Source organism: Caballeronia sp. Sq4a (genome assembly GCF_023170545.1).
Lineage (GTDB): Bacteria > Pseudomonadota > Gammaproteobacteria > Burkholderiales > Burkholderiaceae > Caballeronia.
Genome location: NZ_CP084250.1, coordinates 1955646 through 1971378, shown reverse-complemented (window position 1 = coordinate 1971378; position 15733 = coordinate 1955646). Strand labels below are relative to the sequence as shown.

Here is a 15733-nt window from a genome sequence, read left to right as displayed (position 1 = left end):
GTCGCCAGGCGAGGGCGGCGCTTGAAACTCGGGCGCTCGTGGGCGGGCTGCGGCGTCTCGTCCCGGTCGAACATCGGATCGGCGTGGCATCCCGCTGCGGTTTTCTTTTTGTCCTGCGATTGGATGGGGCTAGTGCGTCATTGCGGCTTCACGTGCAGATCGTTGTTGACGGATTGCACCCCCGACACGCTGCGAGTTACTGCGACGGCCTTCCGAATCTGTTCCTCCGAGTTCACGGTTCCGGACAGCACCACGACGCCGCGATACGTCGACACGCTTACCGCGAGCGACTTCAATCCCGGGTCGGCCAAGAGCGCCGTTTTCACGCGCGCGGTCACCGAGGCATCCGACGCGTAATCTCCGGCGGACTCCGTGGTCGGTGCAGACGCGCACGCCGCCAGGAAGAAGGCGGGCAAAGCGAGCGTCGCGACGATCAGCAGTCGGCCAAAGAGAGACGGCGAGTTGCGCATGTCGTGTTGTTTGGTCCGTATCAAGCGAACTGAGCAGGAACTGTGCCAAGCGATTATTGACGAACTGCCGTCCACCCGGCGCCTGATTTCTCAGGGAAAAGGGGAGCGAAGGACAGCCGTTCGGAACGCGCCCCACCACGACATTGCAACAATGACCGGTAAAGTTTGCCTGAAATTGTCAAAAACTTCATGCAAAAGAAAAAGCGCCCGCGATGGGGCGCTTTTGTGTGACAGCGGCGGGAGGCGGTTTCGGAACCGCCGCCCCGCGTGCGGCGTAAGGGCGTAATCGTTACGTCTTACGCGCGGCTGCGGTACTCGTTCGTGCGCGTGTCGATTTCGATCTTGTCGCCGATGTTGCAGAAGAGCGGCACTTGCAGTTCGAAGCCGGTGTGGAGCTTTGCGGTCTTCAGCACCTTGCCCGACGACGTATCGCCCTTGACGGCCGGTTCCGTGTAGACGATTTCGCGAACCAGCGTGGTCGGCAGTTCGACCGAGATGGCCTTCTCGTTGTAGAACACGACTTCGCACGCCATGCCGTCTTCGAGATAGTTGAGCGCGTCGCCCATCATTTCGGCTTCGACTTCGTACTGGTTATAGTCGGCGTCCATGAATACGTACATCGGGTCGGCGAAGTACGAGTACGTCACTTCCTTGCGGTCGAGCACGACGACGTCGAACTTGTCGTCCGCCTTGTAGACGGTTTCCATGCCCGCGTTGGTCAGCAGGTTCTTGAACTTCATTTTCACGACCGCTGCGTTACGGCCGGACTTGTTGTATTCGGCGCGCTGCACGACCATGGCATCGTTGCCGATCATGACGACGTTGCCGACGCGGAGTTCTTGTGCGGTCTTCATAAAACTGGATCCTTACGAATGAATATGGCCAGACTTGGCTAATTAATGTTGATAGTGGCTGATCGGACTCGCGGCGCTGTCAGAACGTTTTCGTCATGGGCCGCGACAGATTCGCGCGACAGAAAGCGGCTTGCTCATCGGATAACCGCTTATTTTAACTGAGTTTTTGCTTATTTGGCGAGCCGGGCCGGCACCGCGTGCGGTTTCATCCGATACGGAAGACGGCGCGTTCGCCTCTGTCACGCCGCCATGCGGGCAGTCACATGCGTGACCAGATTGCCGGCCAAATCGCCGACGCTCGCCAGTTCCTCCGCCCAGGCTGAAGCCCGCGACTCGAATTCGCTTCGATGCCGCCAGAAGTCCGCCCAGTCCGGCGTGCCCGCGCGGTTCCATGCGTGCCAGAAGCGGCTGATCGACTGTTCCGCCGCTGGCGACAGGCCGCGCGTGACGTGCGCGAGCGCGGCGTCGAGCTTCGGCAGATGCGCGTCGTCGGCCTGCGGATAGATCTGCCAGACGAAAGGCTTTCGCGCCCACTGCGCGCGCACGAACGAGTCTTCGCCGCGCACGAAGTTGATATCGGACGCCCACAGCAGGTCGTCGAACCGCGGTTGCTCGACGAATCCGAGCGCGTGTGCCTGAAGCGCGCCCGCCCGCGCCGATGTGCCCGCCGCGAACTTGGGCAGCCCGAAGAAACGCGCGACCGCGCCGGAAATGCGGCCCTCGGGCACAAGAAGAACGATGGGCGCCGCGCCGTCGCGCCATTGCGCGAGCAGCGCATCGACGGCGGGATTCTCGTACGCGAAGAGGGAAACGACCGTCGAGCCGTCGTCCGGACGCGCGATGCCCACGCGTTCTCGCCACCATGCCGCTGCATCGAAGCGCGTGCGCGCGGCGTCGAGATCGCGCTCCTTCAACACGCCGCCCGTGCCCGCGCCGATGCCGGGAAAGAAGAACGTCTTGTCGAGCGGATAGCGCGGATGCGGCGACGGCCGCAGATGGAAGTCCGCGACCCAGTCCTCGCCGCTCAGGTATTCGAGGTTGATCCAAACCGGCTTGCGCTCGCGCCGCGCCATCGCCGCGATGTACGCGTGCGGCAGCTCGCACGCGAACGCTTCGACGACGACATCCGCGATCTCGATGACGTCGCAGGCGTGCGCGGGCTCGCGCCAGTGCTCGATGACGACGCCCGCAGCCTCCTGCCGCGCGAGCGACGCATCGACGGCGGGGCAGAGCGCGTGAAAAACCGCGAGGTCATCGACGAAAAGCCGCACGCGCCAGCCATGTTCCGCGCGCAGTTGACGCGCGAGCCGCCAGCACACGCCGATATCGCCGAAGTTGTCGACGACCGCGCAGAAGATGTCGCAGGCGAGTTCCGCGGGGGACGGTGCGGTGGAGGCGGTGGGCATGGCGAGAGGGCGGCCGGCGGGACCGCGCCGTAATGATCTAAACTGGCGATTCTAGTGCGACACGCACGCTCGTGTCCGTGGGCCTCGCGTTAAGAGGCATCGACTAGAGGGATATCGCCTGAGACTTCGGTTTCGGTCGCTCTACCCTCCGCAGGCGGCCCCCTTGTGGGCCGCGCCCTTGTAGTAGGGGTGGTTTCGGCCACTTCCTGATGGAACGAACCGCGGTGCAGCTTGGCCGTGGAACGTGTTGCATTAGTCTGGTTATCACCAGATTCCGCCCAGTCAGCGGCTTCACTTCCGCTGACAAAGCGGAGTGTTGTTTGCAGCGTTCGCCGCCTAGTGTGGTGAACCCGCTACACGATACGAGCGAAAGCTCGGGATGTCATTGTTCGGCCCGACCTGCAGTTTGGGGGAGGGCAGTGAACCTGCTGTACGACCAGCAGTAGCCTACGAGGACATGCTTCACTGGCAACGGTGGGGTGTGAAGCTCCTCGGACAATGTAGCCCCCGGACGTATCGGGCGGACCGTTCCCGTGAGGGGACTGTTCGGAGACTCCCAGCAGCGAGGGGGTTGAGGAGCTAGGCTGGCTGATAAGGTTAATGTAAGTGAACTGCTGATAAACCTCGTTACCAGTGAGGAGCCAAAGCTGCTTGAAACATCGGGCTCTAACGAAAACGGTAAGTGGTCGGATAGCCCACTTAGAATTTGGGCTACGTCGTCACAGCACCACCGGGGGATAGGCAGAACCTACGTCAGTCGTGTGACATGCCGGGAACGTGGTAAGCCCGTATGGTCGCCAGCGCTGTACGGCTGGCAGACGGACCGTAAGGAACGTTGTTGATCATGCGGGTATGGGAGGACGGAAAAAGCGAATGCCGGGCTGTAATGGCACGGATAGGGGTTGAGACATCATCCCACGCGAAAGCGGGCAGACTTCCGTCTGGTCTACCGTCGCAAGGCGGCTGACTACCCTCTGTAACTTGGTCAGGTACGGGTGCACGCGCCCGTACTGAGGTGTTTGTCCGAGATAGGGGCGCACGCGCTCCTATTGAGGTGTCTGTTGTTCCCTAGAGGGGTGTGTCTGCCCTTCTGGGGAGATGCGCCTTCTGCCTGGGGACTTTTTCCAAGTAGGAGAGCAGCATGAAAGTATCTGGTCGAAAGACCGGATCTGCGCTTTCCCACGCGCCTGTCAACTGGAATGCCGTCAATTGGCGGAAAGTTGAGCGGAACGTGAGAGGGATGCAGATTCGAATTGCGAAGGCGACGCGGGAAGGTGACTGGCGCAGGGTGAAAGCCCTGCAACGGATGCTGACTCGCACGTTGTCCGCGAAGCTGTATGCGATACGACGTGTTACGCAGAACCAGGGTGCGCGAACGGCTGGAGTCGATTGCGAACTGTGGGACTCGCCTGAGAGCCGGTGCGAAGCCATCGGCAGGTTGAAGCGGCGCGGATATAAGCCTTTGCCATTACGGAGAGTTTTTATCCCCAAGGCCAATGGAAAGGAGCGTCCTTTGGGCATTCCGACCATGCGGGACAGGGCGATGCAAGCCTTGTATCTGCTGGCTTTGGAGCCGGTAGCAGAGTCGACGAGCGACCCGAACTCGTATGGGTTCCGGATCAATCGTTCAACGGCTGACGCTATGGGTCAGGTACGAGCTTGCACGTCCCGGAGGAATTCGTCCCGATGGGTACTGGAAGCGGATATCAAAGGCTGCTTTGACCACATCAACCACGATTGGCTGGAAAACCATGTCCCCATGGACAGGGAAATTCTCCGGAAGTGGTTGAAGGCTGGCCTGATTTACAAGGGGCAGCTACAGGCGACTGAGGCCGGTACGCCGCAGGGAGGCATCATCTCCCCGACGCTGGCAAACGTGACGCTGAACGGGCTGGAGCGTGAACTGATTGGGCACCTCGGTGCGAAATTCGGGATCGCAAAGGCTAAGAAGCTGAAAGTGAATGTGGTGCGATACGCGGATGACTTCGTGATCACCGGCGACTCGAAAGAGATTCTGGAAAACGAGGTCAGGCCTTGGGTGGAAGCATTCCTTGCTGTTCGAGGCTTGCAACTGTCAGAGGCAAAAACGCGGATCACCCACATTGATGAAGGCTTCGATTTCCTTGGGTGGAATTTCCGGAAGTACTCGGGAAAGCTGCTCATCAAGCCGAGCAAGAAAAACGCGCAAGCGTTTTATCGCAAGGTGGCGGAAACGATCAGCGGCAACAAAACGGTAAAGCAGGAGGTTCTGGTCCAACTGCTGAACCCGATGTTGCGCGGATGGGCGCAGTATCACCATCCGGTCTCGGCCAAGCAGACGTACAGCCGGATGGAGCATCTGATTTTTCGGAAGCTCTGGCGGTGGTCGAAGCGGAGGCATCCGCAGAAGAGCGCTGTATGGGTGAAGCAGAAGTACTTTCACTCTGTCGGTGCCCGGAATTGGGTGTTTGCCGTTCGCACGGAGCGTGAGGACGGTAGTTGGGGGCTGAAGGAGTTGTACCAGCTTAGCGGTACAGCTATCAAATGGCACACGAGGATTAAGGGCGAGTTCAATCCTTTTGATCCGAAGTGGGAGCAGTATGGCGAGACCTTGCGGCAGGGGCGCATGTGGGAACAGATGCGTTACCGAAAGCAGTGGGCCGCGCTATATCTGTCACAAGGCGGGCTATGCGCGCATTGTGGCTGTGCCTTGACGGACGAAACGGGTTGGAACGACCATCACCTGGAATATCGGATGCATGGCGGCACCGACGCCTTGTCCAATCGGGCGCTGCTTCACCCGCACTGCCACCGGCAAGTGCACGCTGGAAAACTAGTTGTAACTAAGCCGGTTCTGTCGTAGACAGAACTTTGTTTGTAGATTTGAGCCGTATGCGGGGAAACTCGCACGTACGGTTCTCGGGGGGCCCGGCTTTCGCAAGAAAGTCGGGCTACCCGACAGATACCGTCCGCCCCACGGCTCGCCGCCGCCCTTGTCCCTTCGCGCTTCGTCGCGATATTCGCTGCATGACTCAGACCGACGCTCCCGAATCCGATTTCGACCCGAAGAAGACGCTCGCGCAACTGCCGCACCTGCCGGGCGTGTACCGCTATTACGACGGCGACGGCAACGTGCTCTACGTCGGCAAGGCGCGCAATCTGAAGAAGCGCGTGTCGAGCTACTTCACGAAGACGCTGCATTCGCCGCGCATCGCGATGATGGTCACGCGCATTCGCAAGATCGAGACGACGGTGACGCGCTCGGAAGCCGAAGCGCTGCTGCTCGAGAACAATCTGATCAAGGCGCTCGCGCCGCGCTACAACATCCTGTTTCGCGACGACAAGTCGTATCCGTTCCTCAAGCTCACCGGGCATCAGTTTCCGCGCATGGCGTACTACCGCGGCGCGGTGGACAAGAAGAACCAGTATTTCGGGCCGTTTCCGAGCGCGTGGGCCGTGCGCGAGAGCATCCAGATTCTGCAGCGCGTGTTCCAGTTGCGCACGTGCGAGGACTCGGTGTTCAGCAACCGCACGCGTCCGTGTCTGCTGCATCAAATCGGGCGATGCACCGCGCCGTGCACCGGCCTCATCACCGAGGAGGATTACGCCCGCGATGTGGCGAACGCGTCGCGCTTTCTGCTCGGGCGGCAGGGCGAGGTGATGAAGGAACTGGAGCAGAAGATGCACGCGTTCGCCGCCGACCTCAAGTTCGAGCAGGCAGCGGCCGTGCGCAACCAGATGAGCTCGCTCTCGACCGTGCTGCATCAGCAGGCGATCGAAGTGGGCAGCGACAGCGACGTGGATATCCTCGCGGTCGTCGCGCTGGGCGGCAAGGTGTGCGTGAATCTCGCGATGGTGCGCGGCGGGCGGCATTTGGGCGACAAGGCGTATTTCCCGGCGCATGTGGAAAGCGCGGTGGCGCTCGGCGGTGACGAAGACGACATCGAGGATGGCGAGCCGGGGGACATCGCGGTCGAGGGAGATGTTGGCGCGGATGTGGACGTGTCCTCAGGCTTGGAAGCGAACGCGAACTCTGACTTGAACGCCGAAGCCACAGCCAACGCCAACGCCGAATCGGATATCGAAGCTGAAGCGCCATCCGATGCCAGCGCAGACACAAAGGCCACTCCCGAACCTCGCGAAGGCTCCCTCGAATCCGAAGTGCTCGAAGCCTTCATGGCGCAGCACTACATCGGCAATCGCGTGCCGCCGGTGCTGATCGTCACGCATGCGCCGAGCCGCGAACTCGTCGATCTGCTCATCGAACAGGCCGGGCACAAGGTCGCGCTGCTGCGTCAGCCGCAGGGCCAGAAGCGCGTATGGCTTTCGATGGCCGAGCAAAACGCGAAGCTCGCGCTCGCGCGTCTGTTGTCGGAGCAGGGCTCGCAGCAAGCGCGCACGCGCTCGCTCGCCGAGACGCTCGGACTAGAGATGGACGATCTCGCGCTGATGCGCATCGAATGTTTCGACATCAGCCATACGATGGGCGAGGCGACGCAGGCGTCGTGCGTCGTGTATCACCATCACAAGATGCAGACGGGCGAATACCGTCGCTACAACATCAACGGCATCACGCCCGGCGACGACTACGCCGCGATGCGCCAGGTGCTCACGCGCCGCTACGAGAAGATGGTCGCGCAGGCGGCCGCCAACGCGAACGAGGAAGCGGCCGCGCTGCAACCCGAAGACGCCGCTGATCCGAACGTCACGCCCGATGCCGCGCCCGCGGTCGCGGCAGGCGGCACGCTGCCGAACATCGTGCTGATCGACGGCGGGAAGGGGCAGGTGGAAATCGCGCGGCAGGTGTTCTCGGAACTCGGGCTGGATCACGGCATGCTCGTCGGCGTGGCGAAGGGCGAAGGGCGCAAGGTCGGCCTGGAGACCTTGATCTTCGCGGACGGGCGGCCGGCGCTCGAACTCGGCAAGGAAAGCGCCGCGCTGATGCTCGCCGCGCAGATTCGCGACGAAGCGCACCGCTTCGCGATCACCGGCATGCGGGCGAAGCGCGCGAAGGCGCGCCAGACGTCGCGTCTGGAAGAACTGGAAGGCGTCGGCGCGAAACGGCGTCAGCGGCTGCTGTCGCGCTTCGGCGGATTGCGCGGCGTGCAGGCGGCGAGCGTCGAAGACCTGGCGAGCGTCGAAGGCATTTCGCTTGCGCTCGCGCAGCAGATCTACCGGCAGTTGCATTGACGAGCCCCGCCGCGCGGCCCGCTGCGAGCCGCGCCGCGCGGGGCGCGCGCCTTGTGAGCGGCAGAGCGACACGGCACAATGGCGGCTCCCTTACATGTCCTTCACTCGCTGATCGCCCATGCCGTTCAACTTACCGATCTTTCTGACGTGGTTGCGAATCGTGCTGATTCCGCTCGTCGTGGGCGTGTTCTATCTGCCGGACATGATGTTGAGCCCGGAGCATCGCAATTTGCTCGCGATGATCATCTTCGTGCTCGCCGCGCTCACCGATTGGTTCGACGGCTTTCTCGCGCGCAAGCTCGATCAAACCTCCGCGTTCGGCGCGTTCCTCGATCCGGTCGCCGACAAGCTGATGGTGACGGCCGCGCTCCTCGTGCTCGTGCAGCTTTCGCGTCTGAACGCGGTGATCGCGCTCGTGATCGTCGGCCGGGAGATCACCATTTCGGCGCTGCGCGAATGGATGGCGCAGATCGGCGCATCGAAGAGCGTGGCGGTGAATTCGCTCGGCAAGTTCAAGACCGTCTGCCAGATGGTCGCCATTCCGATGCTGCTGTTCTACGGCCCGCTGCGCATCGCGGGCACGCAGTGGGTCATGGACACGCGCGTGTGGGGCTTGTGGCTCATCGACGTCGCGGCTTTTCTCACCGTCTGGTCGATGCTGTACTACATGAAGCTCGCGTGGCCGCAGATTCGGGAGCGCGGCGGCATGTTGTGAGCCGGTGTCGGCGCAGTGCAAAAAATTGCGTCGAATGCGAATAAACCGCACGAGAGACAGTTGACAGGCGGCTTTTCCTTCTACATAATCTCGTTTCTCTGATGCGCGACGCAAAGCAGCAAGCGAAATAAGCGAAGCGGTCAAGCAAGAAGTGAATGCGGGAGTAGCTCAGTTGGTAGAGCGCAACCTTGCCAAGGTTGAGGTCGCGAGTTCGAGACTCGTCTCCCGCTCCAGGTTTCGAAGTTTTCGGTGCAAGCAGCGCGTGAGCGAAGCGGTATCGGAAACAGCAAGCAGTAGATAGCAGTAAGCAGCGCAGGTTTTACGCGGGAGTAGCTCAGTTGGTAGAGCGCAACCTTGCCAAGGTTGAGGTCGCGAGTTCGAGACTCGTCTCCCGCTCCAGTCAAAGGGGAAGCAACGCTTCCCTTTTTGTTTGGTGAGTCAGCCGGCGTCGTTCGACCGGCGCGCACCACACCGCTTTCGGCGCGATAGCAAAGCGGTTATGCAGCGGCCTGCAAAGCCGTTTAGACCGGTTCGACTCCGGTTCGCGCCTCCACTTGAAAAGCCCTGACCCGTCAGGGCTTTTTCTTTATCCGCGCTTCATTCGACACCGACGCAACCGGCCGCGCGGCATAATCGCAGAACGCCCGTGCGATCCGATACCTATTCCCATGACCGACCGACTCTCCGACATTCAATGGCGCTGGAAGCCCTTCGACGACCTCACGCCCGCTGAAGTCTACGACATGCTCGCCGCCCGCAGCGCGGTGTTCGTCGTCGAGCAGAATTGCGTGTATGGCGATATCGACGGGCTCGATACCAACGCGTGGCATCTTCTCGCGTACGGGGAAGGGGACAAGCGTCCGCGGCTGGCGGGCTACCTGCGCGTGCTGTTGCCGGGCAATCCGGACGCCAGCGAGAAAGACGTGCGCATCGGCCGCGTGCTGACGACCGCCGGCTTTCGCGGCATGAAGCTCGGCAACGCCATGCTCGAACGCGCGCTGAAACACATCCTCGAACAATGGCCGGACCAGCCGATCAGCCTGCACGCGCAGGCGCACTTGCAACGGTTCTACGGCGCATTCGGCTTCGTGCCCTCGTCGGGCGTGCATGACGAAGACGGCATCCCGCACGTCTGGATGCGCCGTCCGGGCTTCGGCTCATGACGCGGGCGCGCGCACCGGCTTGACCGGCGTCGCGCGCTCCTGACGCAGCCGCGAGCGCGCCGACAGCCGCAGCCAGTGGCGCAGCGCGATCAACGCGCCGATCACGCTCATCATCGAGCCGGGAATCCACAGCAACAGACCGCCGATCTGCTGATCGCGCATCGGCGTGATCCAGGTAAACGCGCGGCCGCAGATCGAATAGATCGGATACAGCTCGTGCGGCGTGAAAAAGATAAACGCGCCGAGAATGATCTGCGGCGGAATCGCGGCGATCACCACGAGAATGCGGCGTCCCGGCGCGAGCCGCGCGGGCGGCGCGGGCCGAGGGTCCAGCACGAGCCACCAGAAGAGCAGCCCGTCGATCACCATGCTCCAGTTCATCACGCGATAGAGCCGGGCATCGAGCATCGCCTTGAAGTGGATCGGCGACAGCAGCCAGAAGTAGATCAGGCCGACGAACAGCAGCACGGCGACGGCCGGATTGAACACGATATCGAAGAACATGCGCGCAGCGCGCGTCTCGGTGAGTGGACGCAGCCAGCGTTGCCGCCACGCGAACGGCACCCCGGCGCGCAGCGCCGCGCCGGGATACGACAGCGCGATCAGAAACGGCCCGAGGTGATGCAGCACCAGATGTTGCAGCCGATGCATGAAGAACTCGTGCTCGAAGAAGTAATCCAGCCGCGTGTGCAGCGCCACGTACAGCGCGCCCAGGCCCAGCCAGAACGCGATGTGCCGCGAGATGGACACCCGCGCATGCCGCGCGCCGCGCGCGAACAGAATCGCGGCGACGAGCACGGCGATCACGACCGTCGGCGACGGTTCCCACGGGTCGAGCCAATAGAGGAGCGTGCTCATCTCACGCGTCCTTCGAATGGATGATGCGGCGCAGATCGGCCGCGATCGCGTCGATCGAATCGCGGTCCGTCGCGAGCAGCCGCGCGTGGCCTTCGCGATCGAAGATATAGACGCCTGAGCTGTGCGAGACCTCGTAGGCGCCGCGCGGATCGCGCTTTTCCATCTGATACGCGATGCGATAGCGCTGCGCGAGCGCTTCGATGGCCCGGTCGCTGCCGGTCAGGCCGACGGCGTGCTTTTCGTCGAACGCGCGGACGTACGCGCGCAAGAGCGGCGGCGTGTCGCGCGCGGGATCGACGGAGACGAACAGGATGCGCGCATTGTCCGCGTCCGGTCCGACGCGCTGTAAAACCTGCATCAGGCGCGCCATCGTTTCGGGGCACACGTCCGGGCAATGCGTGTAGCCGAAGTAGACGAGGGTGGTATGGCCCTCGAACGAGCGTCCGGTCACGGGCGCGCCGCTGTCGTCGGTGAGCGAGAAGTTCAGGTCAGGCAAGTGTCCTGACACGTCGGTCAGATGCCAAGGCCCGCCCGGCCGCGAGCACGCGGCGAGCGCGAGAAAAGCAAGCGGAGCGGCAAACCGGCGCCAGCGCGCGGCCGGCGTTAGGGGCGAAGCGGGGAACGAAGTGTGCATCGGGAGGATCGGGCCGCGATAGGCGGCGGGCTTTGACGGCAGGAACATCTGTCGCAAAATACACGCCTTTGCGGACCGAGGTGGCGCATCATCTACGTTGCGGACCATTTTTGAGACGATTTGCCGCACAATCCCGGCGTGCCGAAAGCTCCGTCGAAGATGAACGGAAGGCTCGCCGAATGCGTCCGTCAGTCACGCGGCTTTCCAGACCGAAAGCTGGCGCACGTAAGATGCGCAACACTTCGCGCGCCGCGCGCCGTCAAAGGGAAACCACAGGCCAACGACCGATGCAAATTCTTCCCGATTCCCTGTCTCTCGCCGAGACCGCGTTTTTCTTCGATTTCGACGGCACGCTCGTCGAGCTCGCTTCCACGCCGGACGGCATTTTCGTGCCGCGATCGGTGCCCGACATTCTCGCTGCGTTAAGACGCGCGACCAATAACGCGGTCGCGGTCGTGTCCGGGCGGGGTATCGACAATATCGACTCGTTTTTGCAGATTCCGGATCTGCCGATCGCGGGCATGCACGGCGCCGAGCGGCGCGACGCGAATGGCGATGTCCAGCGCATCGGCTTCAACGACGAGCGGCTCTTGCGCATGGAGCACGTGCTGGAGTGCGTGGTCAGCGCCAATCCCGGCATGCTGCTGGAGATCAAGGGCGCGGCGCTCGCGCTGCATTATCGCAACGCGCCCGACCGCGAGCCGGCCGCGCGCGCGGCGACCGAGCGGCTCGTGAACGAGTACGCCGATGCCTACGTGCTCCAGCCCGGCAAGATGGTGTACGAGATCAAGCCGAAGGACGTGGACAAGGGCCGCGCGTTGCGCGCCTTCATGGCCGAGCCGCCGTTCACGGGCCGTAAGCCTGTCTTCATCGGCGACGACCTGACCGACGAGAAAGGCTTCGCCGTCGTCAACGAGTTCGATGGTCTGTCCATCAAGGTCGGTCCGGGCGAGACGGTGGCGCGCTCGCGCATCGAATCGGTGGAACTGCTGCTCGACTGGCTGCAAGTGATCGCGGGAACGGCGGGGAAGCACGCGTGAGCCGTCTGATCATCGTTTCGAACCGGGTCGCGCCGATTTCCGAGGGCGGTCCGGCAGCGGGCGGGCTGGCGGTCGGCGTCTACGACGCGCTCAAGGAAACCGGCGGCGTGTGGTTCGGCTGGAGCGGCGAAGTGCTCTCCACGCCGCCCGACGGCATCACGCTGGAGGAGCACGGACCGGTGACGTTCGCGACCATCGGGCTCGTGCGGCGCGACTACGACCAGTATTACCGCGGCTTTTCGAACGCCACGCTGTGGCCCGCATTCCACTATCGCCCGGACCTGATCGAGTTCGATCGCCACGAGTACGACGGCTACTGCCGCGTGAATCACTGGCTCGCCGCGCGGCTCGCGCCGCTGCTTCGGCCCGACGACGTCATCTGGGTGCACGACTATCACCTGATTCCGTTCGCGCAGGCTTTGCGCGCGCTGGGCGTCGAGAATCGCATCGGCTTCTTTCTGCACATTCCGTTTCCCGCGTCGCAGATTCTGTTGAGCGTGCCGCGTCACCGCGAACTGGTCGAGGCGCTTTGCGCGTTCGATCTGCTCGGCTTTCAGACGGAGCCGGACGTGCGCGCGTTCTGCGATTACATCGAGACCGAGGCGGGCGGGGCGCTCACGCGGCACGCTGACAAGCCTGTCGAGATTCGCGCGTTCGGCCAGACGCTGAAGGCGGCGGCGTATCCGATCGGCGTCTACCCGGACGAAGTGCGCGCGCTCGCGAAGGACGGCGAGGGCGGGCGCGACGTGCAGATCGTCAAGGAGACGCTGCATCAGCGCAAGCTCGTGATGAGCGTCGACCGGCTGGATTACTCGAAGGGCCTCGTCGAGCGGTTTCGCGCGTTCGAGCGTCTGTTCGAGCACGATCCGCAGCAGCGCAACAACGTGTCGTTGCTCCAGATCGCGCCGCCGACGCGCACGGACGTCGACGCTTACCGCGACATCCGCCAGCAGCTCGAAGCCGAATCGGGGCGCATCAACGGGCGCTATGCGGAACTCGACTGGACGCCGATCCGCTATATCCATCGCCAGTACGAGCGGCCGGTGCTCGCCGCGCTGTTTCGCGAGGCGCATGTCGGCCTCGTCACGCCGCTGCGCGACGGCATGAACCTGGTCGCGAAGGAATACGTGTCCGCGCAGAATCCGGACGATCCCGGCGTGCTCGTGCTCTCGCAATTCGCCGGCGCGGCGCGTGAACTGACGGCGGCGCTGATCGTGAATCCGCTGGACATCGACGGCATGGCGGATGCGCTCGCCACCGCGCTCGCGATGCCGCTCGACGAGCGCCGCGCGCGGCACCGGGAGATGTATGCGCTATTGCGCGACAACAACGTATCGGTGTGGCGCGACAACTTCCTGCGGGACCTGAAAGCGCGATAGACGCAAAAAAGCCGCGTTTCCCCAATCAGGAAACGCGGCTTTTTCGTCACTCGCTTGTCAGGGTCAGGCCGGCTGCTTGTGCGGCGTCGCGACGATGGAAGGCAGCTTGCCATGTTGCTTCGCGAGCAACTCGCGATACAGCCCCGGCCGCTCGCGCAGTTCTTGCGGCGAGCCGTCGTCGATCACGCGGCCCGCGCTCATCACGATGATCCGGTCGAAGTTCTGCAGCGTCGAGAGCCGGTGCGCGATGGCGATGACCGTGCGGCCGATCATCAACCGGTCGAGCGCCTGCTGGATCGCTTCTTCCGACGCGCTGTCTAGCGCGGACGTGGCTTCGTCGAGCAGCAGGATCGGCGCGTTCTTCAGAATGGCCCGCGCGATCGCAATGCGCTGGCGCTGGCCGCCCGACAGCTTCACGCCGCGATCGCCGACGATCGTATCGAAACCTTCCGGCATCGCCTCGATGAAGTCCGTGCAGCGCGCCTCGCGGGCGGCGGCGAGCACTTCCTCGCGGCTTGCATCCGGACGCCCGTACGCGATGTTCTCGAACACCGTGCGATGGAACAGCGATATGTCTTGCGGCACGAGCGCGATGGCGTGACGCAAGCTGTCCTGCGTGATCGAGGCGATGTCCTGGCCGTCGATCTTGATGCTGCCTTTCTGCGTCTCGTAGAAGCGTTGCAGCAGGGCGAGCACCGTGGACTTGCCCGCGCCCGACTTGCCGATCAGGCCGACGCGCTGGCCCGGCTCGATATGCAGATGGAAGTTGTCGAGAATCGGCCGGCGGCGCGGATACGCGAACGTCACGCCTTCGAAATCGACGCGCCCGCCTTGCGGCACGAGCTCCGTCGCGTCCGACCGGTCCGGCATGCCGTGCGGCTCCAGCAGCGTCTGCACGGCTTCGGCGAGACGCGCGACGTGCTGCGTCACATCGACGAGCGCGACGGCGAGATCGCGCGTGCCGTGCAGGATGGTGAAGCCGAGCGAGCTGACGAGCACGATATCGCCGGACGTCGCGCGGCCTTGCGACCACAGCCACAGCGCCCAGCCGAGCAAGCCAGCGGAAAGAATCGCGGTGACGACCGCGTGGAAGAGGCGCAGCTTTTCGAGGTAGAGCAGGCTTTGCTGGCGCGCGACCATTTCGGCCTTCACCGTCGAGCCGAAGCGTTTCTGCTCGCGGAACGTCATGCCGAACGCGCGCACGAGCGCCATGTTACCGATCACGTCGACGAGCTCGCCATCCACCGACGCCGCCTTCGACGCGAAGCTGTGATGCCGCGCCGAGCCGCGCTTCGCGAGCCGGTAGAGCACGAGCGCGAGAATGATGGAGGCAGCCATGAGGCCCGCCGCCATCAACGGATTGACCGCGACGATCATGACGATTGCGCCCAGCACCGCGATGCACGGCGGCAGGACGTTCCACGCCATCACGTTTTCTGACGTGTAGATGGCGTTCGAGGTCGCGGTGATGCGGCTCGCCAGCATGCCGGGCTGCTTCTCGGAGAAGTACGTCGGCGAATGGCCGGAGAGGTACGAGAACAGGTCCTTGCGCAGATCGCCCGTGACGATCACGAACACATGCGCGCCGACCCAGCCGCCGACCCGCCACAGCAGGTTGTCGGCGGCGATCAGGCCGACCAGGATCATGAACGCGCCCCAGAGCGGGCCGGGGTGGCCGCGCCCTTGACCGAGCACGTCGATCAGATGCTTGATCGCATATTGCGACGCCAGCGCGCACCCGACGGCCGCGAACACGCTCGCGAGCACGATGGCATGGGCGATCGGATGTCGGCGGATGTAGCGCATCAGGAACGCGAGCGGGCGGTGCGCATAGCTCGCGAGCTTGGCGTTGTGCGCGTTACGCTGGGAGACGGTGAGTTGGTCCAATGGTCTTTTTGGGTCGTAAAGCGGTTGAGCGTGTGTTGCGCCTTCGGGCGATGCCATGCGGATGCACTGCCTGTCCGATGCGTCGGCACGGCCGGCGCGATTGACATCGAAACCGAGGCGGCGCGGCGCCGTCTCCATCGCTGAATTGTAGCCAGTAA

12 protein-coding genes and 3 tRNA genes are annotated in these 15733 nt (G+C 63.3%); 9 read left to right on the top strand and 6 right to left on the bottom strand.

All coding sequences use genetic code 11. The features are described from left to right. Nucleotides 1-137: 137 nt before the first annotated feature. The 3 genes from LDZ24_RS09355 to earP all read right to left on the bottom strand — a co-directional run bounded on the left by LDZ24_RS09355 (nt 138) and on the right by earP (nt 2730). Complete coding sequence (locus LDZ24_RS09355; protein WP_248320236.1) at nt 138-470, bottom strand: BON domain-containing protein; 333 nt, start codon at nt 468-470, stop codon at nt 138-140. Nucleotides 471-766: 296 nt separating this feature from the next. Beyond that, nucleotides 767-1324, bottom strand: coding sequence for an elongation factor P (efp, locus tag LDZ24_RS09350; protein ID WP_175944441.1), 558 nt, complete (start codon nt 1322-1324; stop codon nt 767-769). Between the two features lie 239 nt (nt 1325-1563). Further along, the gene (gene earP, locus LDZ24_RS09345; RefSeq protein WP_248320235.1) at nt 1564-2730 is read right to left on the bottom strand and encodes an elongation factor P maturation arginine rhamnosyltransferase EarP; all 1167 of its coding nucleotides are present in this window, start codon (nt 2728-2730) and stop codon (nt 1564-1566) included. Between the two features lie 1141 nt (nt 2731-3871). Here earP and ltrA point away from each other — a divergent pair. From ltrA to LDZ24_RS09310, 7 genes are all read left to right on the top strand, one after another. Beyond that, the gene (gene ltrA, locus LDZ24_RS09340; RefSeq protein ID WP_248320234.1) at nt 3872-5572 is read left to right on the top strand and encodes a group II intron reverse transcriptase/maturase; all 1701 of its coding nucleotides are present in this window, start codon (nt 3872-3874) and stop codon (nt 5570-5572) included. A 164-nt stretch (nt 5573-5736) separates the two neighbouring features. Continuing rightward, nucleotides 5737-7899: an excinuclease ABC subunit UvrC gene (uvrC, locus tag LDZ24_RS09335; RefSeq protein ID WP_248320233.1), complete on the top strand. Its 2163-nt coding sequence runs from the start codon at nt 5737-5739 to the stop codon at nt 7897-7899. A gap of 118 nt (nt 7900-8017) precedes the next feature. Beyond that, on the top strand, nt 8018-8614 hold the full coding sequence (gene pgsA / locus LDZ24_RS09330; protein WP_175944435.1) for a CDP-diacylglycerol--glycerol-3-phosphate 3-phosphatidyltransferase: 597 nt from the start codon (nt 8018-8020) through the stop codon (nt 8612-8614). Between the two features lie 157 nt (nt 8615-8771). Further along, nucleotides 8772-8847, top strand: a tRNA-Gly gene (locus tag LDZ24_RS09325). Between the two features lie 90 nt (nt 8848-8937). After that, nucleotides 8938-9013, top strand: a tRNA-Gly gene (locus LDZ24_RS09320). Nucleotides 9014-9093: 80 nt separating this feature from the next. Beyond that, nucleotides 9094-9167 (top strand) — tRNA-Cys (locus LDZ24_RS09315). A 115-nt stretch (nt 9168-9282) separates the two neighbouring features. Continuing rightward, entirely contained in the window at nt 9283-9777 is a 495-nt protein-coding gene (locus LDZ24_RS09310; protein ID WP_248320232.1) for a GNAT family N-acetyltransferase, read from the top strand. Here LDZ24_RS09310 and LDZ24_RS09305 read toward each other — a convergent pair. Both LDZ24_RS09305 and LDZ24_RS09300 read right to left on the bottom strand, forming a co-directional pair. After that, a complete protein-coding gene (locus tag LDZ24_RS09305) occupies nt 9772-10635 on the bottom strand; it encodes a cytochrome c oxidase assembly protein (protein WP_248320231.1) in 864 nt (287 codons plus the stop codon). The genes LDZ24_RS09310 and LDZ24_RS09305 overlap by 6 nt on opposite strands. Nucleotide 10636: 1 nt before the next feature. Continuing rightward, nucleotides 10637-11269 (bottom strand): SCO family protein, encoded by a 633-nt coding sequence (locus LDZ24_RS09300; protein ID WP_248320230.1) that lies wholly within the window; start codon nt 11267-11269, stop codon nt 10637-10639. Nucleotides 11270-11556: 287 nt separating this feature from the next. Between LDZ24_RS09300 and otsB the strand changes: the two genes are divergently transcribed. After that, nucleotides 11557-12309, top strand: coding sequence for a trehalose-phosphatase (gene otsB / locus LDZ24_RS09295; protein WP_248320229.1), 753 nt, complete (start codon nt 11557-11559; stop codon nt 12307-12309). Further along, nucleotides 12306-13688, top strand: coding sequence for an alpha,alpha-trehalose-phosphate synthase (UDP-forming) (gene otsA / locus LDZ24_RS09290; RefSeq protein ID WP_248320228.1), 1383 nt, complete (start codon nt 12306-12308; stop codon nt 13686-13688). Before otsB ends, otsA begins: the two co-directional genes overlap by 4 nt. A 63-nt stretch (nt 13689-13751) precedes the next feature. On the opposite strand, the gene LDZ24_RS09285 is transcribed toward otsA, so the two are convergent. Continuing rightward, on the bottom strand, nt 13752-15632 hold the full coding sequence (locus LDZ24_RS09285) for an ABC transporter ATP-binding protein (RefSeq protein ID WP_241269898.1): 1881 nt from the start codon (nt 15630-15632) through the stop codon (nt 13752-13754). Nucleotides 15633-15733 lie beyond the last annotated feature (101 nt).